Raw genomic sequence first — 22850 nt, 5'->3', positions numbered from 1 at the left:
GACGCCCGGCCATTCTTCCGGCGGACGGCCCCTGGTCGGGCCGACTCAGGGGGCCGGCTGCGGTCCCGGCTGCGGCGCAGGCGGCATGCCCGGTTGGACCGGTGCCTCCGGCTGGACTCCCGGCTGAGCCACTGGCGGCATGCCCGGTTGCATCGGCACCGGCGCTCCCGGGTGGGTCCCCATCTGCATCATCGGCCACGGTCCCGCCTGCATCCCGGGCCAGACGGCGGGCGGGGGCGGCGGCGTCGTCCTCCTACGCTCACTGCGCGCGACGGCGGTGCGCAGCAGGGTCTCGAAGGGTCCGGCATGACCGCCGCGCTCCAGCAGGAGACACAGGACCATGCTCGCCAGCCAGACGCCCAGGGCGACGAGGGCGGCCGAGGCCTGCCCCATCCACAGGCGCCTGCCCGTCACCAGGAGCGGAACGACGCCGAAGATGATGCCGAACAGGATCGTCTGGCTCAGGTAGACGGTCATGGAGCGGCGGCCGACGGCGGAGGCCAGTCGGCGCAGCCCTGTCAGCCGGCCATCCGGCCGCGGTCCACCGGCATACAGGGCCAACAGTGCCAGCCAGCCGCAGGCGCCAGCCAGGCCGATGGGCTCAGTACCGCATCAGTGACCGCGTCTCAGTGTCTGCATCCAGGACGCGCCGGCGCTCATCATTGCCCGCCGGCGCTCGTCAGTCCCAGTCAGTGCCAATCCGTGTCGGTCAGTACCACCGACGCACGGGCACGAGCGCAGTGCTCGCGCCTCCCGCTGTACCTGCGGGACGTCCGCGCCCCGCCTCGGGGTGGCGCCCGGCGGGCCCGCGGCCCTGGCGGCCGGGGGCGACGACCTGGACCTCGCCGTCGGCGGCCGCCGCGAAGATCCGCTGGACGACGGCCTCGCGGCTGCGCATGCGGGCGTTGTCGGCCTCCAGCTCCTCCACGCGGGCCTCCAGGGCAAGGATGCGGCGGATGCCCTCGAGGTTGATGCCCTCCTGGGACAGGGACTGGATGCGGCGCAGGCGCTCGACGTCGCGGTGGGAGTAGCGCCGGCCCCGCCCGCGGGTCCGGGCGGGGCTGACCAGTCCGAGCCGGTCGTACTGGCGCAGGGTCTGGGGGTGCATCCCGGCGAGCTCGGCCGCCACCGAGACCACGTAGACCGCGCGCTCGGCGGCGTCGTCGGCCAGGTGCCCCAGGCCCTGCCCGGCCCGGTGCCGGCTCACTTCGCCGCCTCCTCCATGAGGGTGGCCCGCGGGTCAGTGTCACCCATGGCCTCATCGAAGGCCTCAAGGGCCTCCTTGGCGGCCTTGGAGAGCTTCTTGGGGACGGCCACCTGGATGGTCACCAGCAGGTCGCCGGTCTTCTTCCGGGTGGTGGCGCCCTTGCCGCGCAGGCGCATGACGGTGCCCGAGGAGGTTCCGGGCTTGATCTTGATCTTGGAGGTGCCGCCGTCGAGCAGCGGAACCTCGACCGTGGCGCCCAGGGCGGCCTCGCGCAGGGTGACCGGCAGGTCCATGCGCAGGTTGGCGCCGTCGACCGGGTCGACCGAGTACACGGGGTGCTTCTTGATGCTAATGGTCACCACCATGTCGCCGTTCTCGCCGCCATTCAGGCCGGCTCGGCCCTTGCCGCGCAGGCGGATCTTCTGTCCGTCGCGCACACCGGCCGGGATACGGACCTTCATGGTGCGCCCGTCCGCAGTCAGCTCCACCGTGGTACCGGCGACGGCGTCGCGCAGGTCCAGCGTCGCTGAGGTCAGGACGTCGGCGCCCTTCTGCGGCTGGGGCTGGGAGCCGAAGCCGCCGAAGCCGAAGGGGCCGGGGCGGCCGCCGGAGCGGGTGGGGCTGGGGGTGCCGCCGAACATGCGCAGCAGGTCGTCGAGGTCGGGCTGGGCGCCGCCGCCGGTCTCGAAGCGGACGCCGCCTCCCTGACCGCCGAACATCGAGGAGAAGATGTCCTCGAAGCCGGCACCGCCGGCACCTCCCGGGCCACCGGCCTGGAAGCGGGCGCCGCCTCCGGCCATGGAGCGGATCGCGTCGTACTGCTTGCGCTCGGCCTCGTCGGACAGGACCGCGTAGGCCTCGCCGATCTCCTTGAACTTCTCGGCCGCTGCGGCGTCGTCGGGATTGCGGTCGGGGTGGTACTTCTTCGCGAGTGTGCGATAGGCCTTCTTGATTGCGGCGGCGTCGGCGTCCTTACTCACGCCGAGGACCGCGTAGAAGTCCTTGGTCATCCAGTCCTGACTGGCCATGGTCGCGTCACCGCCTCCTTATCTGGGTGATCGTGGGGGTTTCCTTGCTGAAGCTGTAGATGGGGGTGGACGGCGCCGCGGCCCTGGGGCCTCGGGCGTCCTGATGCACCTGCCGGCCCGACGGCGGACCCGGACCCGCCAGAGCTGCTGGCTCGGGTCCGCCGTCGGGCCGGGGTATGTGGTGCGGTGGGTATCAGGCCGGGTTGGCGACCTGGACGCGGGCGGCGCGCACGACGCGCTCACCCAGGCGGTAACCGGGCTGGAGGACCGCGGCGATGGTGGGCTCGGTGACCTCGCTGGACTCGGTGGCCATGAGGGCCTCGTGCAGCGTGGGGTCGAAGACCTCACCCACGGCGCCGAAGCGCTCCAGGGAGTACTTCTCGGCCAGGATCGACTCGAGCTTGCCGGCCGTGGTCTCGAAGGTGCCGGTCAGGTCGCCGTGCTGGCGGGCCAGCTCGATCTCGTCGAGGACCGGGATGAGAGCCTCGACGACGCCAGCCGCACCGGCGTCCCGGTGGGAGGCCGCGCCCTCACGGGAGCGGCGCACGAACCCCTGGTACTCCTGCTGGAGGTTGTAGAGGTCCGCCCGGGCCCGGGCCAGGTCGTCGGCCGCCTGAGCGGCCTGGGCCTGCGCCTGGGCCAGGGGATCCTCCCCCGCCGCCTCATCGGAGGCGGCGTCGGCCTGGCCGGCCGCGCCCTCGGGCGAGCCCTGGGCGAGTCCTTCACGGACGTCGTCGGGCACCTCCTCGAAGGCCGACTCGACGGCCGCCTGGAGCTCGGGGTCGATGCCCTCGTTCTCGGGGGTGGGGCCGGCCGAGGTCACTTGGAGTCCTCGTCGTCGACGATCTCGGCGTCCACGATGTCCTCGTCGTTGGAGGACGTGGAGCCGGCCGAGGAAGCGGAGGCGTCACCCGCGGCCTGGGCGGCGGCGTCGGCCTGGTAGAGGGCCTCACCGACCTTCTGGGCCACCGAGCTCAGCTTCTCCTGAGCGGTCTTGACCGGCTCGATGTCGTCACCCTCGAGGGCCTTCTTGAGGTCGGCGACGGCCTCGGAGACCTCGGAGTGGACGTCCTCGGGCAGCTTGTCCTTGTTGTCCTTGAGGAGCTTCTCGATGGAGTAGGCCTGCTGCTCGGCGGAGTTGCGGGTCTCGGCGTCCTCGCGGCGCTTCTTGTCCTCCTCGGCGTGGGCCTCGGCCTCCTTGACCATGCGGTCGATGTCCTCCTTGGGCAGGGCGGAGCCGCCGGAGATGGTCATGGACTGCTCCTTGCCGGTGCCGCGGTCCTTGGCCGAGACGTGGACGATGCCGTTGGCGTCGATGTCGAAGGAGACCTCGATCTGGGGCACACCGCGGGGGGCCGGGGCGATGCCGGTCAGCTCGAAGGTGCCCAGCGGCTTGTTGTCCCGAGCGAACTCGCGCTCGCCCTGGTAGACCTGGATGAGCACGGAGGGCTGGTTGTCCTCGGCGGTGGAGAAGACCTCGGAGCGCTTGGTCGGGATGGCCGTGTTGCGCTCGATGAGCTTGGTCATGACCCCGCCCTTGGTCTCGATGCCCAGGGACAGCGGCGTGACGTCGATGAGCAGGACGTCGCTGCGGTCGCCCTGGATGACGCCGGCCTGGAGGGCCGCGCCGACGGCGACGACCTCATCGGGGTTGACGCCCTTGTTGGGGTCCTTGCCGGTCAGCTCGCGCACCACGTCGGCGACAGCGGGCATGCGGGTGGAGCCACCCACGAGGACCACGTGGTCGATGTCGGAGACCTTAACCCCGGCGTCCTTGATGACGTTGTGGAAGGGAATCTTGGTGCGCTCGAGCAGGTCCGCGGTCATCTCCTGGAAGTTGGAGCGGGTGAGCTTCTCATCGAGGTGGATGGGGCCGGACTCGCTCATGGAGAGGTACTGCAGGTTGATGTTCGTGGAGGTCGCCGAGGACAGCTCCTTCTTGGCCTGCTCGGCGGCGTCCTTGAGACGCTGCATGGCGATCTTGTCCTTGGACAGGTCCACGCCGTCCTTGCTCTTGACCTGCTTGACCAGCCAGTCGACGATGCGGGCGTCCCAGTCGTCACCGCCCAGACGGTTGTCACCGTTGGTGGCGCGCACCTGGATGGTGGAGAAGCCGTCGTCGTCCTTGCCGACCTCGAGCAGGGAGACGTCGAAGGTACCGCCACCGAGGTCGAAGACGAGGATGAGCTCGTCCTCCTTGCCCTTGTCCAGGCCGTAGGCCAGGGCCGCGGCGGTGGGCTCGTTGACGATGCGGTCCACGGTCAGGCCCGCGATGGTGCCGGCCTCCTTGGTGGCCTGGCGCTCGGCGTCGTTGAAGTAGGCCGGGACGGTGATGACCGCGTTGGTGACGGGCTCACCCAGGTAGGCCTCGGCGTCGGCCTTGAGCTTGGCCAGGATGCGGGCGCTGATCTCCTGGGCGGTGTACTTCTTGTCGTCGATCTCGACGGACCAGTCAGTGCCCATGTGGCGCTTGACCGAAGAGATGGTGCGATCGACGTTGGTGACCGCCTGACGCTTGGCGATCTCGCCGACGAGGATCTCGCCGGACTTGGAGAAGGCGACGACGGAGGGGGTCGTGCGGCCGCCCTCGGCGTTCGGGATGATGGTGGGCTCGCCACCCTCGAGGACGGCGATAGCAGAGTTGGTGGTACCCAGGTCGATACCGACAGCGCGTGCCATGTGGTGTGCTCCTTGTGATTGCTGGTTTGTGGTCAGTTGATGTCTGTTGTGAGGGCCGGAGGTTCCGGCGCCTTCAGGTTGAGTCGTATGCACTCAGGATTGTGATTGAGTCAGGCTCTGTCAACTTGACTGCATACAACCTTGAGTCTGACTGGCTCAACCTTGGTGGGTCGCAGTCCATTCCCGAGGTCTACAGTGACCTGCGACACTGACCTGCAACACGGACGCAGCGCGAGCCACTTGCCTCGCGAAGCGCCCTGGCCGCAACAAGGTGACGGACGGTTCCGGCCGCGTCAGAGCGGCGCATCCCAGCCCCATACGGGGACTGCGATACGTGCCGAGGACTGCACATTCCCACAGATGACTGAGGCCCCACCCGAGAGTTCTGTGGGAGAACGCAGTCCTCGGCGCGAAAGTACGTTCTCGATCAGCCCACCCAGCCCCACGCACCACCGAAGTGTCACGATTGGCGACTTTTCAGAGCCCACCAGCCTCGCCCCGCCACACTCCCCCTCCCCACAACCAGCCCTGACCAGTACAGACGCCCCCAAGTCACCTCTGCGAGGTTGCCGACCGATGCCGCACCACCCCGAATAGTCGCCAATCGTGACACCAGTCCGCAGAAGGGACAGGCCTGCACCGATGTGGCGACACCCATCAGCCTGGCACGTATGAGCGCCCCGCTCGACGCCGATGTCAGCCAAGGCATCTGCGGCATCCACCAGCGTCACCCCGGGACCACACCCCTCGACCACACAGCACATCGCAAGTTACCTTGGATCTGTGGACGATCCGATCATTGCCAGATCGCGCTGAAGCACGGCCTGAGCGAGGCCGACATCCTTCACGCCTATCACCACCCCATCCGGGCCTGGGACATGGGAGATGGTTTCACCATGCTCCTGGGAGCCAACCGGGCTGCCCTTGTTCTCGAGATTGGCTACATTCAAGGCATCACCGCAATCGTCATCGTCCACGCCATGCGTGCCCGAGAGAAGTTTCTGAGGTGATGACGATGCCCCGTACTGTCGACGAGATCCTGGCGCATGCCGACGAGCTGGCCGCCCGCTTCGAGAACTACGAGCCAGTCGCAGCCGATGAGGTCGACGTGGCCGCATTAGCGGCCTTGCGAGACGCAGTTGCTGAACAGGCCCAGGCCGAACGACACGTCCTTGATGCCATCAGAGGTGCTCGGGATGCTGGGATGTCCTGGGCGGCCATTGGAAATATGGTCGGAACCTCCGGTGAAGCCGCCCGCCAGCGCTATCAGCCACTCGTGGCTTGAAGTAGATCAGGCCACGTCGGAAACGACAGGCCTGCACCGGTGTGGAGGCATTCGCCAGCCCGGTAGCCTCGCGAGTATGAGCGCTCCCCACCCGCAGGCAGGCCTGCCCGATCCTGAGGACGTCTTCGACCACCTGCGTCGCGAGGACGGCGAGCACGTGGGCTATATCGAGATGAGTGCGGACGGCCGGTTCATCCCGTATGACCGGCTGTGGGTCCGGCACGGCGAGGCCATGGAGCTCGACGAGGCCGAGGCGGTCCTGGACGAGATCGGTCTGCGGCTCCTGGCGGAGGACTGGCTCCTTGAGGAGGACAATCTGCAGACGGGCGAGGCGAGCTGGACCCGGGTCAGGATCCGCGAGATTCACCGGGACCGCGTCATCGTCGCCAGGGCGATGGAGGACCTCTCGGCCACCAACATCGCCAAGTCCGTGGACCTCATCGGCGCCATCGAGCTTCCTCTTCCGACGACGCGGCTGCGCTCAGCCTCCTGAACGCGCGCTACCGGCTGATGCGCGCGAGCGCGGCCAGGGCGATGAGGAGCGTGGCGGGGAAGGCCGTCCTCAACCCTTGGTCGGATGGGGCGGGCGGTGAAGCTGTCATGGCCTGAGAGTAGAGAAGCTTCCAACCGAGGAGTCAGTTCGCATGTCCGTGACGCGGTGCACGCAGCGAGGGGCCGTTCCACACGGTGGCACCAGTACCCGTGTCACTGTCCGCCTCTAGACTGACCGAGTGACCGACCCACTGATTGCTTCTCTGACACGTGCGGTGGAGGCCGCTCCGGACGACGTCCGGCTGCGCACCCATCTGGCTGAGCTCCTCATCGGGGTCGGTCGAGGCGCCGAAGCGGTGACTCACTGCGCCATCGCCCTTCAGCACGCCCCCACCGACGAGGCTGCCAGATCCCTCATGTCCAGGGCGCTCTCGCCGCAGACCGCTCAGGCGCCCGGCGGGAGGACGGCCGGCACTGCGGCAGAGCCGGCGGCCGAAGCGCCCTTGCCGGCCGAGGCCTCTCACCCCTCACCGCCGCCCTCAGCGGCCACCACTCCCCCAGCGCCCACCCCGCCACAGGCTCCAGTGGCCACCGGCTCGACGACGCCGGACGGCACCGGGAGCACCGGCGACTTCGACTGGCGGCGGGCCGAGGAGGACCTCGGCGGCGGACCGGCCGCACCTTTCGTGTCCTCGGGGTCCTCGCAGTCCCCCGGGTCCTCTGACGCCGACCCGGCTCTCTCCGAGCCCCGTTCGGTCCAGGCCGACAACCCCGGCGCCCCCACGGACTGGGAGGTGGAGCGGGCCGGCATCCGCCTGGCCGACGTCGGCGGCATGACTGAGGTCAAGAACCGGCTGGAGGCGTCGTTCCTGGCCCCGATGCGCAATCCCGAGCTGCGCCGGCTCTACGGCAAGAGCCTGCGCGGCGGCCTGCTCCTGTACGGCCCGCCGGGGACGGGCAAGACCTTCATCGCCCGCGCCGTGGCCGGTGAGATGGGAGCCGGGTTCCTGTCGGTAACGATCTCCGACATCCTCGACCCCTATATCGGCAACTCCGAGGCCAACCTCCACAACATCTTCCAGCAGGCACGCAGGCACACCCCCTGTGTTCTCTTCCTCGACGAGCTCGACGCCATCGGCATCAAGCGCTCCCTGGCACGCAACTCGAGCATGCGCAGCACCGTCAACCAGCTCCTCGAGGAGCTCGACGGCGTCAGCAGTGACAATGATGGCGTCTACCTGCTGGCCGCCACCAACGCCCCCTGGGACATCGATCCGGCGCTGCGCCGGCCGGGACGACTGGACCGGACCCTGCTCGTCCTGCCGCCGGACGAGCCGGCGCGCGCCGCCATCCTGCACACGCACCTGCGCGAGCGACCCGTGGAGGGCATCGATCTGCAGGCCCTGGCGCGGGCCACCGAGGGCCTGACCGGAGCGGACCTGTCGCACGTGTGCGACTCCGCCGCGGAGAACGCACTCATGGACTCGGTGCGCACCGGCCGGCCTCGGCTCATGAACATGAAGGACATGTACGCGGCCCTCAAGGAAGTCCGCCCCTCGAGCGGCCCCTGGTTCGAGACCGCGCGCGCCGTCGTCGAGTACGCCGACGTCTCCGGGGAGTATGCGGAGCTGCGCGAGTGGATGAAACGGCACCGCATGCTATGAGCGACGACGTCTACCGTCAGGAGATGGACCGGGCCGACTGGCTCATCGACGCCGGCCAGTACGAGCGGGCCATGCAGATCCTGACCCGCTTGCTCGCCAACTACCCGGACGAGGCCGGCTCCATCTATATGGCGCTGTCGTCCGCTCACGGCAGCGCGAATCGCCCCGAGGAGGCTGAGGCCGCGGCCCGCCGAGCCGTCGCGGCGCTTCCGAACAATCCCGACGCCCACTGGCTTCTGGCCTGTTCCCTGATCGCCCAGGACAGGGAACCGGAGGCGGAGCGTTCATTGAGGACCGCCCTGGACCTGGCCCCGGAGGACAGTCAGGTCTTCCATCTCATGTCTGTGACGATGGCCGGGATGGGGCGAACGGAGGAGGCCGAGTTCTACGCGCGTGAGGCAGTCAGGCTCTCGCCGGGCTCGGCCAATCACCACACGCTTCTAGCGCGGGTGCAGATGCACACCGACGCGCAGGCGGCGGAGGCCTCCTTGCAGGAGGCACTCGCCCTGGAACCCGCACACGCTAGCGCCCTCCTCCACCTCGCTCAGCTGCGCCAGAACCAACGGGACCATGTCGGTGCGGCCAAGGCCGCTGCCGCATACGCGGCTCAAACCTCTGATCCGATCCAGGCGCGTGAGGCCGTTGACTCCATCTTCTTAAGCACTGTGCGAGCCCTTCATCTCGGCTTGCTCGCGTGCGTCGCGCTCATGCTCATGTCAGCCGCTTTCGTGTGGCTGGTGAACCTGCCCACGTGGCTTCTTCTGCTGCCCCTGGCCCTGTGCGCAACCCTGACCTTCCGGGTGGTGGGACGGCGGGTGCGGGCACTGCATACCGCCTTCGCCGGCCGCGGCCGGATCATGACGCGCTCCTTCATCCGCCGTCACCGGCTCGCCACTGCCTGGGCTCTGCTGCTCCTGCTCACGTGGCTGGCTCTCGGTGCGGGCACCATCCAGCTCCTCATGGGCGGTATCGCGATCCTCGCCGGGGCTTTCGGGATGGGGATTCTGATGCTGATCGGCGGCATGATCGCCGCCCGCCTGTCGATGGACTGACACCGACCCCGGTGGCGAGACGTCCAGCAGGACGGCGCGCGCCCCTGCTGTGCGGCATACAGCGGCTCACGACGACGAACCGGCTCAAGCCCCCTGCTCGGCCTCGGGGGCGACCATGACGTGGTCGCCGTCGGGCACGATCCGCACTCGCAGCCCGTAGACCTCGGCGAGGATGTCGGGCTGGAGCACCTCGGCGGGCGGCCCCTCGGCGCGGATCGTCCCGCCGGCGAGGATGGCGAGGCGGTCGCAGAAGCGGGCCGCCAGGTTGAGGTCGTGCAGGGCGACGACGGCGAGGCGGCCAGTGTCCCGGTGACAGATCCGGCGCACGTGGGAGAGGACCGAGACCTGGCGGCGCAGGTCGAGGGCGGAGGTGGGCTCGTCGAGCAGGATGAGTCCGGGCTCGCGCACGAGTGTCTGGGCCAGGGCGACGAGCTGGCGCTGCCCGCCGGAGAGCTGGCCCAGTGGGCGGTCGGCCAGCTCGGCCACCCCGAGCTCGTCCAAGGCGCTCCAGGCCAGGTCGATGTCGGCACGACTCGTGTGCCAGGTCATGCCGCGCCGCGAGGCGGTGAGCACCGACTCCAGGGCGGTCAGGGCGGCGTCGCCGGGCAGTCCCTGCGGCATGTAGCCGATCGTGCCGCGCAGGTCGTGGCCCCGGCGCCCGGCGAAGCTCACCTCCCCCAGGTGGCGGCGCAGCTGGGCCACGCAGGTGACCAGGGTGGACTTGCCGGCGCCGTTGGGGCCGAGCAGCCCGACCGTCTGGCCCGTCTCCCAGGTGGCGTCGACACCCTTAAGGACGGCCCGCCTGCCGTAGGAGAAGGTGAGGTCGTTCAGGATGAGGCTCATGAACCGCTCCTGACCGCCGAGCGCTGACGTCCGAAGATGATGGTGAGGAACACCGGCACACCCACCAGGGCGGTCAGGATGCCGACGGGGACGGCGACACCCGGCACGATGAGCTGGCTGGCGGTGTGGGCGGCGGTCAGCAGAGTGGCGCCGCACAGGATGGAAGCGGGCACGAGGAAGCGCTGGTCCTCCCCCACCAGGCCACGGGCCATGTGCGGCCCCACGAGTCCCACGAACCCGATGATCCCGACGAAGGCCACGGACAGGGCGGCCAGCAACGAGACGCCGACCAGGGTCCACGCCCGCAGGCGCGCCACGTTGATGCCCATGGCTGCGGCTCGCGCCTCCCCCAGGGTGATGGCGGTCAGCCGCCAGCCGTTGACCCAGAAGACGGGCGTGGCCACGAGCAGGGCCGCCGAGACGGTGCCCACGGCCGGCCAGGTGGCGCGCATGAGGGAGCCCATCGACCAGAACACGATCTGCTGGAGGCTCTCGGTGGAGGCCCGGTACTGCACGAGCGCCAGGAGCGCCTGGCAGCTGAAGACCAGGGCGATGCCCAGCAGGATCGTCATCTCCTTGGTCACCGAGGGCAGCCTCGAGACCATCGCAATGGTGAGGGAGGCCGCCAGCCCCGCCGTCATCGCCACGATCGGCAGGGTGGCGCCGGTGGCCACAGGCAGCACGAGGCCCGTGACGATGGCCAGCGCCGCCCCCAGGGCCGAGGCCGCCGAGATCCCCAGGGTGAAGGGCTCGGCCAACGGGTTGTCGAGGATCGTCTGCATCTGGACGCCGGCCAGGGACAGTGCCCCGCCGACCAGGACCGCGAGCAGCGCCGGCGGCAGGCGCAGGTTGATGACGATGTTGGCGACCCACGGGTCGTAGTCGGCGTCGAAGAGGGCTCCGAGCACCTGGGCCGGGCTGAACCCGAGGGGCCCCACCATGAGGGCCACGAGGAAGACGGTCAGGAGCAGCGTGGCCAGCCCCAGGAGCATCGCGACTCGCCGCGCGGTTCGACGGCGGTAGGAGGCGTAGGCCGACGCCGCCGTGTCCGTGGGCGCATCGGCCGGCCCGTCGGCCTTCGTCGTCGACGCCGCACCGTCCGGTACCCGGCCGGTATCGGACTGGTGCGCTGCGACGTCGTCGGAAGGAGCCGTGACGTGGGGGTCCCCCATCAGATCGCGGCGAAGAAGACGCCCTCGGCCTTCCAGGGCATGTGCTGCTCGTGGAAGTCCTTCCAGACCTTGGCGGGGTCGACGTCGGAGAAGGCCTCGGGGTTCTGCCACTTGGCGAAGGTGAGGTAGGCGATGAAGTTGTAGGGGGCGTCGTAGAACTGGTGGTAGATGCCGTAGACGTGCCGGTCGGTGAAGGCCTGGATCTGGTCGTAGCCGGGCTGGTTCTTCAGCTGCTCCAGGCTGGCCTTGGCGGAGGCCTCGTCGGCCTTGTAGCCGAGGTGGACGTAGCTGGTCTGGGCGGTGTCCTTGATCTTCTGCTGCTGCCACTCGCCGCCGGTGGCGATGATGTGCTGGGGGTTGGAGGCGATGACCTGCTCGGGGGTGAGCACGCCCTCCTCGCCGGACAGGAGGCTGTCGGCGATGTTGGTGCCGCCGGTGGCGGTGACGATCGCACCGAGGTTCGCGGTGGAGTAGGTGGAGCCGGGGTCGTTGACACCCGGGCCACGCCACAAGAAGGTGGTGGGCTTGGAGGACAGGGACTTCGCCTTGGCCACGATGGGATCGACCTGCTTCTTGTAGAAGCTGACGAAGGTCTCGGCCTCCTTGCGCTTGTCGAAGACGGCGCCCATGAGGGTGACCGAGGGGACGGTGTTCTTCACCGGGTCGCGGCGGAAGTCGGTGACGACGTAGGTGATCTTCTGGCCGTCCAGCTTCTCGAGGTAGCCCTTCTCCTTAGCGGAGTTGTAGGCGTCCAGAGTCATGATGAAGACGTCGGGCTTGTGGCTCACCAGGGTCTCGATGGGCAGGCCGTCCTTGGCGATGTTGCCGATCTTCGGCAGGTCGGCGGCCTTGGGGGCCACGGAGAGGATCTTCTCGTAGAAGTCGGGGGCGGCCTTCTGGAGGTCCTCGCCCCAGGCGACCACCTTGTCGATGGGGTTGGTCTTGTTGAGGAAGGCCAGGGAGTAGACGTGGCGAGACTCGCTCAGGACGATCCTCTTGGGCTGGGCGCTGAAGGTGACCTTGCGGCCGACGACGTCGGTGACCTCGAAGCCGCCGTTGGAGGCGCCCGCGGAGGCGCCGGCGCTGGAGCCCTTGCCGGCGCGGGAGGCGACTCCGCAGCTGGCGAGGACGGCGGTCAGTGGGAGGGCCATGAGCAGGGTACGACGGCGCATAAGAGTCCTTCGGTGAGGCGAGGGCGAACACAAAGCACCTAGGACCTTAGGGCTACCTCAGTTAATTTGACAAGGGATCTCATCTAATTTTAGTAAGGTCATACAAATCTTACGGGAGGTATGTAGAGGTTGGCACAGGGGTCCGCTCGCGACGAGTCGCCGCAGGCCGAGCGGGCCAACTACGGCGCGAGCGCGTGGACGATCATGACGGCGAGCAGCGCCGCAGCCGGCGGGAGGTACTTGCGTGGGTGACGCATGACGTCACGTTCGGACTTCCAGCCCGTCAGCGGCCAGTAGATCTCCAGGAGGACCGCAGTCACCGCTCCAGCGAGCGAGGCCACCACTCCGGCCACAACGGTCTCGACAAAACCGCCGCCCAGCCAGACGACGAACACACCCACCAGACAGTTGGACGCCATATACAACAGTGCGAGGCCCCTGGCATAGGCGGCCATGACCCGTCTCGATCCGGGTGCGGCCATCACCACCGCGCGAGTGCTGAGGTAGCGGGAGAAGTAGGCATTCAGTGGCGTATTGACGACAACGAAGGCCATGGTCATCGGAATGATCAGCCCACGGCTGGCCATGGTGTAGGTGAAGACCAGTGCGACCGCAAGCATCATCAGAGTATTGACCTGCGTGGTGCGCACGGTGGCCAGCTCGCCCAGGACCAGGCTGCGGCGGCCACCCCGGACAGTTCCCACCTGTGTGCGGCGCGCTTGCAGATCTCGGGAACGCGCCATCGCAGTCAGAGCACAGGCCTCACAAAGGAGGGCCGAGGCCGCGGGCGCGAGCCACCAGAGGAGTGTCCCAACAACGAGAGCCCCAGCGGCCGTCCAGCGCAGGCAGGCCCGCTCCCCCGCCCACAGGATCAGCCCCAGCGCCCCGGCCCCCAGCCCGACGACGACCATCTCCACCGCCGTCGTCGCAGTAATGCCCATTCCGGGACTCCGGCCACTTCCTCCGCCACCGGCGAGCAGGACGAACAGGACGATGGGCACGACCGCCTCCAGCATGACGACGGCGTTGGCCACGAGGCAGGTGGCTCGGGCGAGCTCGTCGCGCCGGAGAGGGAAGCGGGCCAGGTCGTCCCAGCGGCCGGAGCCGATCCAGGTCGAGGCGATGGTGGACGTCAGGCCGACGGCGGCCAGGACTAGTCCGGTGACCGCGACGCGCGGGTTGACACGGAGGTCGGTCGACGCCCCGAACCAGATGGCCAGGGCGCACAGGATGACGGCAACCAGGACGGTCTGACGCCCCACGAACTGTCCGATCACCGCCTTCAGGGCGGCCCGGCTAACTGACCAGCGCCGCCACGGCATCGGATTCCTCGGGGGTGGTCAAGGGACCGGTCATCCGGCCGGCGGAGAGCACGTAGAGGCGCCGGGTGCAGCGGGTGAAGGACTCAGCGATGTGGGAGCTGAGCAGAATCGAGCGGCCGGATGCGGCAGCGTCGTTGATGCTGCGGTACAGGAACTCGGTGGCGGTGAAGTCGAGGAAGTCGACGGGCTCATCCAGGAAGAGGAGGGGCGTGGTCAGGTAAAAGGCGGCGATGAGGTTGGCCTTCTTCCGTGAACCGCTGGAGAGCCGGGAGAAGGAGGTGGTCCGGTAGCGACCGTAGTCGAATCCCTCAATCAACTCCTCGAGGCGGCCACGGTCCGGGCGCAGGCGATAGGCGTGCTCGAGGAAGCCGATGAAGGCATCCAGGTTCCAGGTGGGGAAGGAGGAGTCGTCGGCGAGGCTGAGGTAGCGAGCAGCCTTGAAGCGCTCGTCGCCAGGGTCCACCTCCCGCCCCCGATAGCGCAGCACATCGAAGCGCGCTCCACGGTGGACGTCGCACAGGGAGGTGAGCATCGTGGTCTTGCCGGCGCCATTGAGGCCGATGAGGCCCACGGCCTCGCCAGCCTCGAGGGTGAAGGAGACGTCGGTGAGGACCGGGCGATCGCGCTCGTACCAGGCGGACAGGCCCTCAACCTCGAGGAGGTGGGCCGGGGCATCGCCGACGGCGCTCATGAGCTCGGAGGCGTCCGGTCGTCTCGACCACAGCCTCTACCGTCGGAGGATGAACGGGCCAGCTGGATCAGGAAGAGCGCGGCAACAGCAATGGCGATGACCATGGCCGAGGTGTCTCCCCGCCGGAAGGAGACGACGGCCACCATCACGTTGAGCACCACAACCACAATGCGAATAATGCGCAGAGTCCGTTCCGACAATACGACCGCCTCCTTTGCCGCCGATTCTCACGGTGGGCACCATCTACGGGCACCAGCTACCCGCTCTCCCTTCACTGTATGCCCAGGTCAGGCCCCTTGAAAGGAATTCAGGGACCATCTGCGCGCAGGACTCTCACCCTCCGGGAGTATTGACACCTGACGCGCCGGCATTCTCAGCGTCGTTCCGCCCGGTGCGGCTTCACAGGAGACCCACAAGGTCAACCTACGCCTGGCATACGCGGGGCCGACACGGTTGAGTCATGCACAGCTCCGACACCCTCAGCCTGCCCGAGTCACCCCAGTCCGGCCAGGACCACGACTCCGGCCGGCGCGACCGCTCCTCGACGTCCCGGAAGCACCCGCGCCGCCGCTTCCTCCTGGGTGGCGCCGCCGTCCTGGGTCTGGCCGCCACCGGCACCAGCGCCTGGGCGCTCGACCGCTTCGTCATCGACCACGTGGAGGTCGGCGACGTCACCGCCCTGGAGGCCAAGGCGCAGAAGGCGGCAGGCTCCTCGGCGACCCCGGCCACGAACGTGACGGTCGGTGACAACTCCTACTCCTCATCGAATACGAGCATCCAGATTGAGCAGGTCTCCACCGGTTCGGGCAGCGACACCATCACCTACTACGTGGCCGACGTCAAGCTCACCAACGCCACCGACCTGCGCAGCGCCTTCGCCAATAACTCCTACGGCACCAACATCGTCGCCAAGCCCACCACGATGGCCTCCGAGCACGACGCGATCCTGGCCATTAACGGCGACTACTACGGCTTCCGCAGCGACGGCATCCTCATCCGCAACGGCGTCATCTACCGCGACAGCGGCACGCGCGACGGTATGGCCTTCTACAGCGACGGGCGCGTGGAGGTCTACGACGAGACCACTACCAAGGCCCAGACGCTTCTGGACGCAGGCGTGTGGAACACGCTGTCCTTCGGGCCGGCGCTGGTCAACAACTCCAAGGTGCTCTCCGGTATCGACCAGGTCGAGGTGGACACCAACGTCGGCAACCACTCCATCCAGGGCAAGCAGCCGCGTACCGCCGTGGGGTGGGTGGAGACGAACCACCTCAAGCTCGTCGTCGTCGACGGCCGCAACGAGGGCTACTCGCGCGGCGTGACCATGACCGAGCTCGCCCAGATCATGGCCGACCTGGGGTGCGCCTGCGCCTACAACATCGATGGCGGCGGCTCGTCAGCCATGTACTTCAACGGCTCGATCATCAACCAGCCCTCCAACGGGGGCGAGCGCGACACCTCCGACATCCTCTACATCGCGAACGGAGCCTGAGATGAGCGGCACCGACACAGCCCTTCAGATCTCGCCGCGCATCCTGCCGCGAGTCGTCGCCCCCGCGAACCGGACCGCTGCCAATCGGACGGCGGTCAATCGGACCGCGGCGCGGGGCGGGGGCGAGCGCCGTCCCCGGGTGGCGGTGACGCTCGTGGTCCTCATCCCGGCCTATAAGCCCGATGAGCGCCTGGCCGTGCTCGTGGCCCGTCTGCGCGGGGCGCGCCGGGACTGCGCGGTGCTGGTCGTCGACGACGGCTCGGGGCCGCAGTACGCGCCCTTCTTCTCCGCCGCCCGCACCCAGGGCGCCGAGGTCGTCAGTTCCCCGGTCAACCAGGGCAAAGGCCAGGCGCTGCGCACGGGCCTGGCTCACGCGGCCGCCACCTGGCCCGACGCGGATGTGGTGTGCGCCGACGCCGACGGGCAGCACACGCCGTCGGACATTGAGGCCGTAGCCGCGCGGGTGCGCGAGACCGGGCACATGACCCTGGGGGTGCGGCGCTTCACCGGGCCGGTTCCGCTGCGCAGCCGGATCGGTAACGACGTGACTGCCCTGCTGTTCCGGGGCGCGACCGGCTGGAGGCTTGGCGACACCCAGACGGGCCTGCGCGGCTACCCCGCCGGGAGGCTGGCGTGGCTGCAGGAGGTTCCCGGGGACCGCTACGAGTACGAGCTCTCCGCGCTGCTGCGCGCTCACGAGCTGGGGATGGCGGTGGAGCAGGTGGAGATCACCACGGTCTACGAGCCGGGCAACACCTCCTCCCACTTCCGGCCGGTGCAGGACTCGGCGCGGATCTATGCTCCGCTGCTGCGGTTCATGGGGGCGTCGCTGGCGAGCTTCGGGATCGACTGGCTGGGTGTCATGGTCATCTTCGCGATGACGGGCAGCCTGCTGGCGGCGGTCGTGGGGGCGCGGCTGGTGTCCGGGACGGCGAACTTCTTCATGAATCGCCGGGTCTTCCGGGCGCAGCGCGGGACAGTGGCGCACACGGCGGTGCGCTACGCGGTCCTGGCGGTGAGCCTGCTGGCGGCCAGCTACCTGATGCTCAAGGCGCTCACGGCGGTCGGGATTCCGCTGGGGATCGCCAAGGTTCTCGGCGACGGGGCCATCTACGTGGCCAGCTATGTGGCACAGCGCCGACTGGTGTTCAAGGAGCGGAGGTGAGGCGGGCCCGGGGCGGTTGGGGCGGCCAGGGCGGTGCCAGTCTCCGCGAGGTCGTACCGTAGGTCTCGAGGTCGTACCCTTACCCCTCGATCTCACGCCCTAAGGTACGACCTCGCGCCCACCCCTCGGTCAGGGAACCGGCTCAGTGCACGGCAGTCAACTCACACCGGCGCGAATCTCATCAAGGAGGCGCGCGGCTGATCCGGTGAAGTAGGTGCTGTGCGTGACTTTAATCGTCTCCAATGATTTAGCTCCGACAAGCACGATGTCCATCTCGGGGTGATTCTGGTACTCGATCTCAGCGGCACGGTACGCAGTAGTTGCGGCCACAGCATCCTCTCCGAACGACTCGTGAGACAAGAGCTCGTCTCGCTTACGGTCATAGATGAGAAGGAACTGCTGGATGGAACCAGTTCTGGCGCTCATATACTCTCCCCTCCGAACATGGGTCCAACATTCTTACCAAGTCCTGCCAGCTCCTCAGCGATCAGCGCACTGAGACGTTCGAACTGTTGCCGGTCTTCATGACCTGGAATCTCACCGACATCGAGAGCAATGTACATCTTTGCGGTGAGTCTCGCATACTCCTGGACCAAAGATTCTCCGTCCTGCTTATAGTTGGTACCGAAAGCAGCACTCAGCCCTTCGACGCGTTGCGCCCACTGATGCATGCGCTGCGTACGCAGTTGAATCTCAATAAGCCGTTGATCCTGCTCAACAACCACGTGCACAGCTCGATAACCCGATGCTCGTGGCCTGCCCACGTAGTCCGAGGTGCGTCTCACTGCCTCCGCCCAACGCTCACGTACACATGCCTCCAAACGACGCAACTCACTGATTTTGTTCGAAGACAACACCACGCGACAACCGCCAATGTCCTGCATTCGTGACAGGTCCAGCTTCGACTCCCTGGAGGTGATCTTCTCCAGGATCGTAGGCATACGTTTGAGACGTTGACTCACTTCCCCCTGAATCTGGTGGGTTTCCAGAAGAGTTGCTAGTTCGCCGCTTGCGGCCTCCAGCGGGCCGGCGAAGGAGGCCCGAAAGGCACTAACGACGGCAAGCGCCTGCTCCACCTCTTCCTGAGACGCCTTCCCCTCAGCCTGACGTCGCATCACCGAGCCGGCCTTACGTACCGCACTCTTGGAGAGCATCTTCCCCTCCCCTCCATCCAGCCTGACGTCACTGCTTCTCACGCCTCGTCCTCGTAGCCTCGAGTCTATGCGACGGTAGGACAAGCGAACGAGACCCTCAGTTTCGCATCATGACAGACCTCAACGGGGGCTGATGAGGCCGGCCTCGTAGGCGACGATGACGAGCTGGGCGCGGTCACGGGCGCCCAGGCGGGCCAGGAGCGCGGTGATGTGACTGCGGCAAGTGGCCCGGGTGATGCCGAGCTCGACCTCAATCTCACTGTTGGACAGACCCCGGGCGATGAGCAGAAGGACCTCGCGCTGGCGGGGCGTGAGGGCCTCGACCTCACCGGTCCAGGTGCTACGGGAGGTGCCGGTCGATGCCGTGCGCGGCATGCGGGCCACGAGGCGGGCCAGCACCTGGGGGCTGAGCAGCGACTGCCCCTCATGGACGGTGCGCACGGCGTCGACGAGAGCCTGCGGGTCGGCATCCTTGAGGAGGAAGCCGCAGGCGCCGGCGCGCAGGGCGCCCAGGACGTAGTCGTCAATCTCGAACATGGTGAGGATGAGGACGCGCGCGGCCGCGAGCGCCGGGTCGGCGCAGATCCTTCTGGTGGCCTCGATGCCGGTCAGGCCCGGCATCTGGATGTCCATGAGGACGACATCGGGGCGCAGCTCGGCGGCCAGGGTGACCGCACGGGCACCGTCCTCGGCCAGGCCGACGACGCTCATGCCGGGCTCGGCCTCGAGCAGGGCGGCCAGGGTGGTGCGCAGGAGGGCCTGGTCCTCGGCGATGAGGACCCGGATGGGGGCGCCGGGAGCCTCGTCGGTCTTGTCGGTCGGCGCGTTGCTGGAGTCCATCATGGCTTGCCCCTGTCGCTCCTGGGATCGGTAACCGGTGACTCACTGGTGGGTCTGCGTTCCGGGCCCGTGCTGTCTCCGGAACGCCGGGTGCTGCTGGTGGCCCCGGCCGCGTCGTCGGTGGGGACGGGCAGGATGGCTTCGACGGCGAAGCCGGGAGCGTCGGCGCGGGGGCCGGCGGTCAGGGTTCCGCCGAGCGCGGTCAGGGTCTCGTGAAGTCCGCGCAGTCCTTGCCCGGCCCCGGGGTGAGGCTCCCATCCGGTCGCGGGCCCGTCGTCGACGACGGCGATGCGCAGCCGTCCTGACTCGCGGCGAAGAGTCACGCGGGCGCGCGTGGGGCCGGCGTGGCGGGCGGTGTTGGCCAGGGCCTCGGCCACGACCCGGGTAGCGGCCTGCGCCGTCGAAGCCGGGAGACCATCGGTCATCGCCGCGGGTCGGGCAGCGCCCGCATCTGCGCCGATGTGCGGCGCATCGGCGTCGAGATCGACGGCCACGCCGGTGCGGCGGGCCCTGCCGATCAGCTCCAGAAGGGCCTCGGCGAGGCTGTTGACGGGGCCGGGGCCGGCTGCCGCCGCGTCTCCCGCCGGGATCGCCGCCAGCGCCCCGGGCATCGGGGGCATGTTCTCGTCGCGCAGGACGGCGAGCATGCGCCGCAACGCGTCAGTGGCCTCGCGGGAGGCGGTCTCAACGTCGTCGAGTGCGGTTCGCAGCCCGTCGGGGGTGATCTCGAGGCGCCGGGCCACGGCGCAGCGCACGGTGATGGCGCCGAGGTTGCCGGAGACGGCGTCGTGCAGCTCACGGGCGATGACGAGGCGGTCCTCGGCGACGGCGCGCGCGGCGGTCTCCTGGGTCAGGCGCCGCTCGTGGGCACGCCGGTCGCGCCGCCGCAGCCACAGGGAGGCGGCGACGAGCCCGGCCATGACGAGCAGCACCGTCATCTGGGCGCGCCGAGAAGGATCCGGGGAGTAGCCGACCAGGGTGCCCAGGCCAAGAACAATCACGGTCAGCCCGGTGATGGCGCGCCCGAACGGCGAGTGGCGCGGTGGGACGTCTGGGGCTGGCACGCGGCCAGTCTAGGAAGGCGGCTCGGGCGCTTCATCGAACCTGGGTCTGACGGACCTAGGTCTGAGGTGGCGGGACCGCCTCGGCTGGGCGGCCGATGCGCGCTGCCGCTCGGCGCGCTGGAGTTGACCCATGATCGCTATTGAGAACCTCGTCAAGCGGCACGGGGCGCGGGAGGTGCTTCACGGCGTGAGCCTGGAGGCGCGTCCGGGCCGCGTCACCGGATTCGTGGGGCCGAATGGCGCTGGGAAGTCCTCGACCCTGCGGTGCCTGCTGGGTCTGGACCGGGCCGACGGCGGGCGGGCGCTCATCGGCGGGCGCCCCTACCGCGAGCTGCGTGAGCCGCTGCGCACGGTGGGAGCGGTGCTCGACGGCTCGGGCGCGCACCCCTCGCGCACGGCCCGCGGTCACCTGGGTTGGGTGGCCTCGGGGGCGGGAATCAGCCGGCGTCGGGTGGCTGAGGTACTCGACGTCGTCGGGCTGAGTGAGGCGGCCGGGCGGCGGGTGCGCACCTTCTCCCTGGGAATGGGGCAGCGCCTGGGGCTGGCGACGGCACTGCTGGGCGACCCGGAGGTGCTCATCCTCGACGAGCCGGTCAACGGCCTGGACCCGGAGGGGATCCGGTGGATCCGCAGGCTGCTTCGGCAGCGGGCCGATGCCGGGGGCACGGTCCTGCTGTCCAGTCATGTTCTGGCCGAGCTGGCTGAGGTGGCCGACGACGTCGTCGTCATCGCCGGCGGGCGGGTGCGGGCGGCCGGGACGCTGGAGGAGGTCGCGGCGGGTTACGCGAACCTGGAGGAGGCGTTCTTCTCACTGACCGCCCCGACCGGGGGCGAGACCGGCAGCGGGGCCGGCGGTGGGGCCGGTCAGGCTGGCCGGACTGGACGGGCCGACCGGGCGGGCCGGACCGAGCGCGAAGACGGGGCCCGTTCATGAGCGCGGCGCCGGCACTAGTGCGCTCCCTCAAGGCGGAGGTGCGCAAGACGGTGGGTCTGCCGGGGGTCTGGCTGGGGGCTGCGTTGGCGGTCGTCCTGCCGCTCCTGATCGAGTACTACACGGATCATGACCTGGCGGCGCGGCTGGCGGCCGGAGACCCGGATGCGCCGGCGCGGCTGGGCGACGTCGGCGTCATCGGACTGTACGTGGGGACGACGGGGATCGTGGTGCTGGCGGTGAGTGTGGTGGTCAGCGAGTACGCGAGTGATCCGCGCGTGAGTGGGGCCTCCAGCGCTCCACGTCAGGTGGCGACGACGATGCTGGTGCTGCCGCGGCGCGGGGCATCGGTGGCCGCGAAGCTGCTCGTGGTGCTGGGGGCTGCGACGGTGCTGCTGGCGACGGCGTGGGCAGGAACTTTCGCGCTGTGCCGGCACCTGCTTGGGGCGAACGTGCCCTTCGAGTTGGTGCCGTGGTGGATGCTGACGGGGATCCTGACGTGGTGGGTGTTCTCGGCGCTGGCGTCGATGGCGCTGGCGATGGTGACGCGCAGCGCGCTGGTGTCGATGACGGCTCTCGTCGCGATGTCGACGATGCTCTCGCCGGGGGTGCTGCTCATCAGGTCCACCGATGCGGCCCGGTTCCTGCCGGACACGGCGGCGGTGCGGCTCATTGCGAACCCGACGACGCTCAACTACGACCGGCTCGTCGAGCTGCTGTCGATCCCGATGGCGGCCGCCGTCTGCGCGGCGTGGGCGGGCGGGTGTGCGGCGGTGTGCTGCTGGGTGTGGATGAGGCGGGACGCATGAGCGGGGCCGGTGCGACCAGCAGGGTGAGGGCCACCGCTGGGGTGACGACAGTCTGGGGGCGGGCGCTGCACGCAGAGCTGGTGAAGGTGGTGACGCTGCCGGCGATGTGGTGGTCGGCGGCGGTGGCGGGCACGGCGGCGGCCGTAACGATGATGTCGGTTCTGCGTGACGTGGTGGATGGGCGGGGCCTCGGGTTCGAGGAGGTCGCTCCGGTATGGGCTCTGGCGGTGCAGATCGGCTTCGTGGCGGCCGGGGTGGCCTCGGCGGGAGCTGAGCACTCCACGGCGCAGGGCATGACGAGTCTGCTGGTGATGCCGGCGCGGGGGCGGCTGGCGGTGGCACGACTCATAGTGCTGGCCGGTGCGGGACTGGTGGCGGCGAGCGTCCTGGTCGGGGTGAGCCTGGCGGCGTGCCCGACGATGTCGACGGTGGCACTGTGGGCCGGAGGGAGGACCGTGGTCTGGTTGACGGCGGTGCTGCTGCTGTCGGCTGGGCTCGGTGCGGCGCTGCACAGCGTTATCGGTGCCTCGACGGCGGCCGTAGCGCTGGTGATTCTGGCACCGCAGCTGGCCGTGTTCCTGGGCGACGCCGCCCGCTGGCTCCCGGGGCAGGCAGCCCAGATCTGGCTGGCGGCCGACACATCGCGGGCGGACGTCACCTCCGCCGGACTCATCATCCTGGCCTGGACGACGGCCGCCCAGATAGCCGGCATCGTCCGGCTGGTGCGGGCGGACGGATGAGCATCAGGACGCCACACGTACGGGGCCGGCCGCGGTCCCTCAAAGTCC

At 69.0% G+C, this 22850-nt stretch carries 24 protein-coding genes and 1 pseudogene; 10 read left to right on the top strand and 15 right to left on the bottom strand.

Going from position 1 to position 22850, the window contains the following annotated elements:
- Positions 1-45: 45 nt before the first annotated feature.
- From AXE84_RS05760 to dnaK, 5 genes and pseudogenes are all read right to left on the bottom strand, one after another.
- Positions 46-603 (bottom strand): annotated as a pseudogene (locus AXE84_RS05760) (DUF418 domain-containing protein); the annotation flags it as partial.
- 106 nt (positions 604-709) lie between these two features.
- Entirely contained in the window at positions 710-1207 is a 498-nt protein-coding gene (locus AXE84_RS05755; RefSeq protein ID WP_060957179.1) for a heat shock protein transcriptional repressor HspR, read from the bottom strand.
- Positions 1204-2235, bottom strand: a complete 1032-nt coding sequence (locus AXE84_RS05750; RefSeq protein ID WP_060957178.1) for a DnaJ C-terminal domain-containing protein — start codon at positions 2233-2235, stop codon at positions 1204-1206. The genes AXE84_RS05755 and AXE84_RS05750 overlap by 4 nt, the downstream gene beginning before the upstream one ends.
- 193 nt (positions 2236-2428) lie before the next feature.
- On the bottom strand, positions 2429-3058 hold the full coding sequence (locus AXE84_RS05745; RefSeq protein WP_003788850.1) for a nucleotide exchange factor GrpE: 630 nt from the start codon (positions 3056-3058) through the stop codon (positions 2429-2431).
- On the bottom strand, positions 3055-4914 hold the full coding sequence (gene dnaK / locus AXE84_RS05740; RefSeq protein ID WP_060957177.1) for a molecular chaperone DnaK: 1860 nt from the start codon (positions 4912-4914) through the stop codon (positions 3055-3057). Before dnaK ends, AXE84_RS05745 begins: the two co-directional genes overlap by 4 nt.
- A 671-nt stretch (positions 4915-5585) precedes the next feature.
- Between dnaK and AXE84_RS05735 the strand changes: the two genes are divergently transcribed.
- From AXE84_RS05735 to AXE84_RS05715, 5 genes are all read left to right on the top strand, one after another.
- Complete coding sequence (locus tag AXE84_RS05735) at positions 5586-5924, top strand: hypothetical protein (RefSeq protein WP_236750179.1); 339 nt, start codon at positions 5586-5588, stop codon at positions 5922-5924.
- A gap of 5 nt (positions 5925-5929) precedes the next feature.
- Positions 5930-6199: a hypothetical protein gene (locus tag AXE84_RS05730; protein WP_236750178.1), complete on the top strand. Its 270-nt coding sequence runs from the start codon at positions 5930-5932 to the stop codon at positions 6197-6199.
- A 76-nt stretch (positions 6200-6275) separates the two neighbouring features.
- Positions 6276-6692, top strand: a complete 417-nt coding sequence (locus AXE84_RS05725) for a hypothetical protein (RefSeq protein ID WP_060957176.1) — start codon at positions 6276-6278, stop codon at positions 6690-6692.
- 238 nt (positions 6693-6930) lie between these two features.
- Positions 6931-8355, top strand: a complete 1425-nt coding sequence (locus AXE84_RS05720) for an ATP-binding protein (RefSeq protein WP_060957175.1) — start codon at positions 6931-6933, stop codon at positions 8353-8355.
- Positions 8352-9407, top strand: a complete 1056-nt coding sequence (locus tag AXE84_RS05715; RefSeq protein ID WP_060957174.1) for a tetratricopeptide repeat protein — start codon at positions 8352-8354, stop codon at positions 9405-9407. Before AXE84_RS05720 ends, AXE84_RS05715 begins: the two co-directional genes overlap by 4 nt.
- An 84-nt stretch (positions 9408-9491) precedes the next feature.
- Here AXE84_RS05715 and AXE84_RS05710 read toward each other — a convergent pair whose 3' ends face one another.
- The 6 genes from AXE84_RS05710 to AXE84_RS05685 all read right to left on the bottom strand — a co-directional run bounded on the left by AXE84_RS05710 (position 9492) and on the right by AXE84_RS05685 (position 14768).
- Positions 9492-10250, bottom strand: a complete 759-nt coding sequence (locus AXE84_RS05710; RefSeq protein WP_060957173.1) for an ABC transporter ATP-binding protein — start codon at positions 10248-10250, stop codon at positions 9492-9494.
- Positions 10247-11422: a FecCD family ABC transporter permease gene (locus AXE84_RS05705; RefSeq protein ID WP_081093091.1), complete on the bottom strand. Its 1176-nt coding sequence runs from the start codon at positions 11420-11422 to the stop codon at positions 10247-10249. The genes AXE84_RS05710 and AXE84_RS05705 overlap by 4 nt, the downstream gene beginning before the upstream one ends.
- On the bottom strand, positions 11422-12594 hold the full coding sequence (locus tag AXE84_RS05700; RefSeq protein WP_060957172.1) for an ABC transporter substrate-binding protein: 1173 nt from the start codon (positions 12592-12594) through the stop codon (positions 11422-11424). The genes AXE84_RS05705 and AXE84_RS05700 overlap by 1 nt, the downstream gene beginning before the upstream one ends.
- 179 nt (positions 12595-12773) lie before the next feature.
- On the bottom strand, positions 12774-13871 hold the full coding sequence (locus AXE84_RS05695) for a hypothetical protein (protein WP_236750177.1): 1098 nt from the start codon (positions 13869-13871) through the stop codon (positions 12774-12776).
- 19 nt (positions 13872-13890) lie between these two features.
- Positions 13891-14607 (bottom strand): ABC transporter ATP-binding protein, encoded by a 717-nt coding sequence (locus tag AXE84_RS05690; RefSeq protein ID WP_060957170.1) that lies wholly within the window; start codon positions 14605-14607, stop codon positions 13891-13893.
- Entirely contained in the window at positions 14604-14768 is a 165-nt protein-coding gene (locus tag AXE84_RS05685) for a hypothetical protein (RefSeq protein ID WP_236750176.1), read from the bottom strand. The genes AXE84_RS05690 and AXE84_RS05685 overlap by 4 nt, the downstream gene beginning before the upstream one ends.
- Before the next feature lie 299 nt (positions 14769-15067).
- Between AXE84_RS05685 and AXE84_RS05680 the strand changes: the two genes are divergently transcribed.
- Together AXE84_RS05680 and AXE84_RS05675 are read left to right on the top strand one after the other, a co-directional pair.
- Positions 15068-16099, top strand: a complete 1032-nt coding sequence (locus AXE84_RS05680) for a phosphodiester glycosidase family protein (protein WP_060957168.1) — start codon at positions 15068-15070, stop codon at positions 16097-16099.
- A 1-nt stretch (position 16100) separates the two neighbouring features.
- Complete coding sequence (locus AXE84_RS05675; RefSeq protein WP_060957167.1) at positions 16101-17264, top strand: bifunctional glycosyltransferase family 2/GtrA family protein; 1164 nt, start codon at positions 16101-16103, stop codon at positions 17262-17264.
- Positions 17265-17420: 156 nt separating this feature from the next.
- Here the strand turns inward: AXE84_RS05675 and AXE84_RS05670 are convergent, their stop codons facing one another.
- From AXE84_RS05670 to AXE84_RS05655, 4 genes are all read right to left on the bottom strand, one after another.
- A complete protein-coding gene (locus AXE84_RS05670; RefSeq protein ID WP_060957166.1) occupies positions 17421-17690 on the bottom strand; it encodes a hypothetical protein in 270 nt (89 codons plus the stop codon).
- Positions 17687-18418 (bottom strand): RelA/SpoT domain-containing protein, encoded by a 732-nt coding sequence (locus tag AXE84_RS05665; protein WP_150116254.1) that lies wholly within the window; start codon positions 18416-18418, stop codon positions 17687-17689. The genes AXE84_RS05670 and AXE84_RS05665 overlap by 4 nt, the downstream gene beginning before the upstream one ends.
- Before the next feature lie 120 nt (positions 18419-18538).
- Positions 18539-19261, bottom strand: coding sequence for a response regulator (locus AXE84_RS05660; RefSeq protein ID WP_060957164.1), 723 nt, complete (start codon positions 19259-19261; stop codon positions 18539-18541).
- Positions 19258-20322, bottom strand: a complete 1065-nt coding sequence (locus AXE84_RS05655) for a sensor histidine kinase (protein ID WP_060957163.1) — start codon at positions 20320-20322, stop codon at positions 19258-19260. Before AXE84_RS05655 ends, AXE84_RS05660 begins: the two co-directional genes overlap by 4 nt.
- A 130-nt stretch (positions 20323-20452) precedes the next feature.
- Between AXE84_RS05655 and AXE84_RS05650 the strand changes: the two genes are divergently transcribed.
- From AXE84_RS05650 to AXE84_RS05640, 3 genes are read left to right on the top strand one after another with little or no spacing between them, the layout of a single operon-like run.
- Entirely contained in the window at positions 20453-21256 is an 804-nt protein-coding gene (locus AXE84_RS05650; protein WP_060957162.1) for an ABC transporter ATP-binding protein, read from the top strand.
- Positions 21253-22062, top strand: a complete 810-nt coding sequence (locus tag AXE84_RS05645; RefSeq protein WP_060957161.1) for an ABC transporter — start codon at positions 21253-21255, stop codon at positions 22060-22062. Before AXE84_RS05650 ends, AXE84_RS05645 begins: the two co-directional genes overlap by 4 nt.
- Entirely contained in the window at positions 22059-22802 is a 744-nt protein-coding gene (locus tag AXE84_RS05640; protein ID WP_060957160.1) for a hypothetical protein, read from the top strand. The genes AXE84_RS05645 and AXE84_RS05640 overlap by 4 nt, the downstream gene beginning before the upstream one ends.
- Positions 22803-22850: the final 48 nt, after the last annotated feature.

It is taken from the genome of Actinomyces oris, assembly GCF_001553935.1.
GTDB lineage: Bacteria > Actinomycetota > Actinomycetes > Actinomycetales > Actinomycetaceae > Actinomyces > Actinomyces oris_A.
This window is presented reverse-complemented; position numbering and strand designations above follow the sequence as displayed.

Coding starts and splice junctions, on each gene's coding strand:
- AXE84_RS05750 (WP_060957178.1), bottom strand. CDS start 2,235: ATGGCCAGTCAGGACTGGATGACCAAGGACTTCTACGCGGTCCTCGGC.
- dnaK (WP_060957177.1), bottom strand. CDS start 4,914: ATGGCACGCGCTGTCGGTATCGACCTGGGTACCACCAACTCTGCTATC.
- AXE84_RS05735 (WP_236750179.1), top strand. CDS start 5,586: ATGAGCGCCCCGCTCGACGCCGATGTCAGCCAAGGCATCTGCGGCATC.
- AXE84_RS05730 (WP_236750178.1), top strand. CDS start 5,930: ATGCCCCGTACTGTCGACGAGATCCTGGCGCATGCCGACGAGCTGGCC.
- AXE84_RS05725 (WP_060957176.1), top strand. CDS start 6,276: ATGAGCGCTCCCCACCCGCAGGCAGGCCTGCCCGATCCTGAGGACGTC.
- AXE84_RS05715 (WP_060957174.1), top strand. CDS start 8,352: ATGAGCGACGACGTCTACCGTCAGGAGATGGACCGGGCCGACTGGCTC.
- AXE84_RS05710 (WP_060957173.1), bottom strand. CDS start 10,250: ATGAGCCTCATCCTGAACGACCTCACCTTCTCCTACGGCAGGCGGGCC.
- AXE84_RS05705 (WP_081093091.1), bottom strand. CDS start 11,422: ATGGGGGACCCCCACGTCACGGCTCCTTCCGACGACGTCGCAGCGCAC.
- AXE84_RS05700 (WP_060957172.1), bottom strand. CDS start 12,594: ATGCGCCGTCGTACCCTGCTCATGGCCCTCCCACTGACCGCCGTCCTC.
- AXE84_RS05690 (WP_060957170.1), bottom strand. CDS start 14,607: ATGAGCGCCGTCGGCGATGCCCCGGCCCACCTCCTCGAGGTTGAGGGC.
- AXE84_RS05680 (WP_060957168.1), top strand. CDS start 15,068: ATGCACAGCTCCGACACCCTCAGCCTGCCCGAGTCACCCCAGTCCGGC.
- AXE84_RS05675 (WP_060957167.1), top strand. CDS start 16,101: ATGAGCGGCACCGACACAGCCCTTCAGATCTCGCCGCGCATCCTGCCG.
- AXE84_RS05670 (WP_060957166.1), bottom strand. CDS start 17,690: ATGAGCGCCAGAACTGGTTCCATCCAGCAGTTCCTTCTCATCTATGAC.
- AXE84_RS05665 (WP_150116254.1), bottom strand. CDS start 18,418: ATGCTCTCCAAGAGTGCGGTACGTAAGGCCGGCTCGGTGATGCGACGT.
- AXE84_RS05660 (WP_060957164.1), bottom strand. CDS start 19,261: ATGATGGACTCCAGCAACGCGCCGACCGACAAGACCGACGAGGCTCCC.
- AXE84_RS05650 (WP_060957162.1), top strand. CDS start 20,453: ATGATCGCTATTGAGAACCTCGTCAAGCGGCACGGGGCGCGGGAGGTG.
- AXE84_RS05645 (WP_060957161.1), top strand. CDS start 21,253: ATGAGCGCGGCGCCGGCACTAGTGCGCTCCCTCAAGGCGGAGGTGCGC.
- AXE84_RS05640 (WP_060957160.1), top strand. CDS start 22,059: ATGAGCGGGGCCGGTGCGACCAGCAGGGTGAGGGCCACCGCTGGGGTG.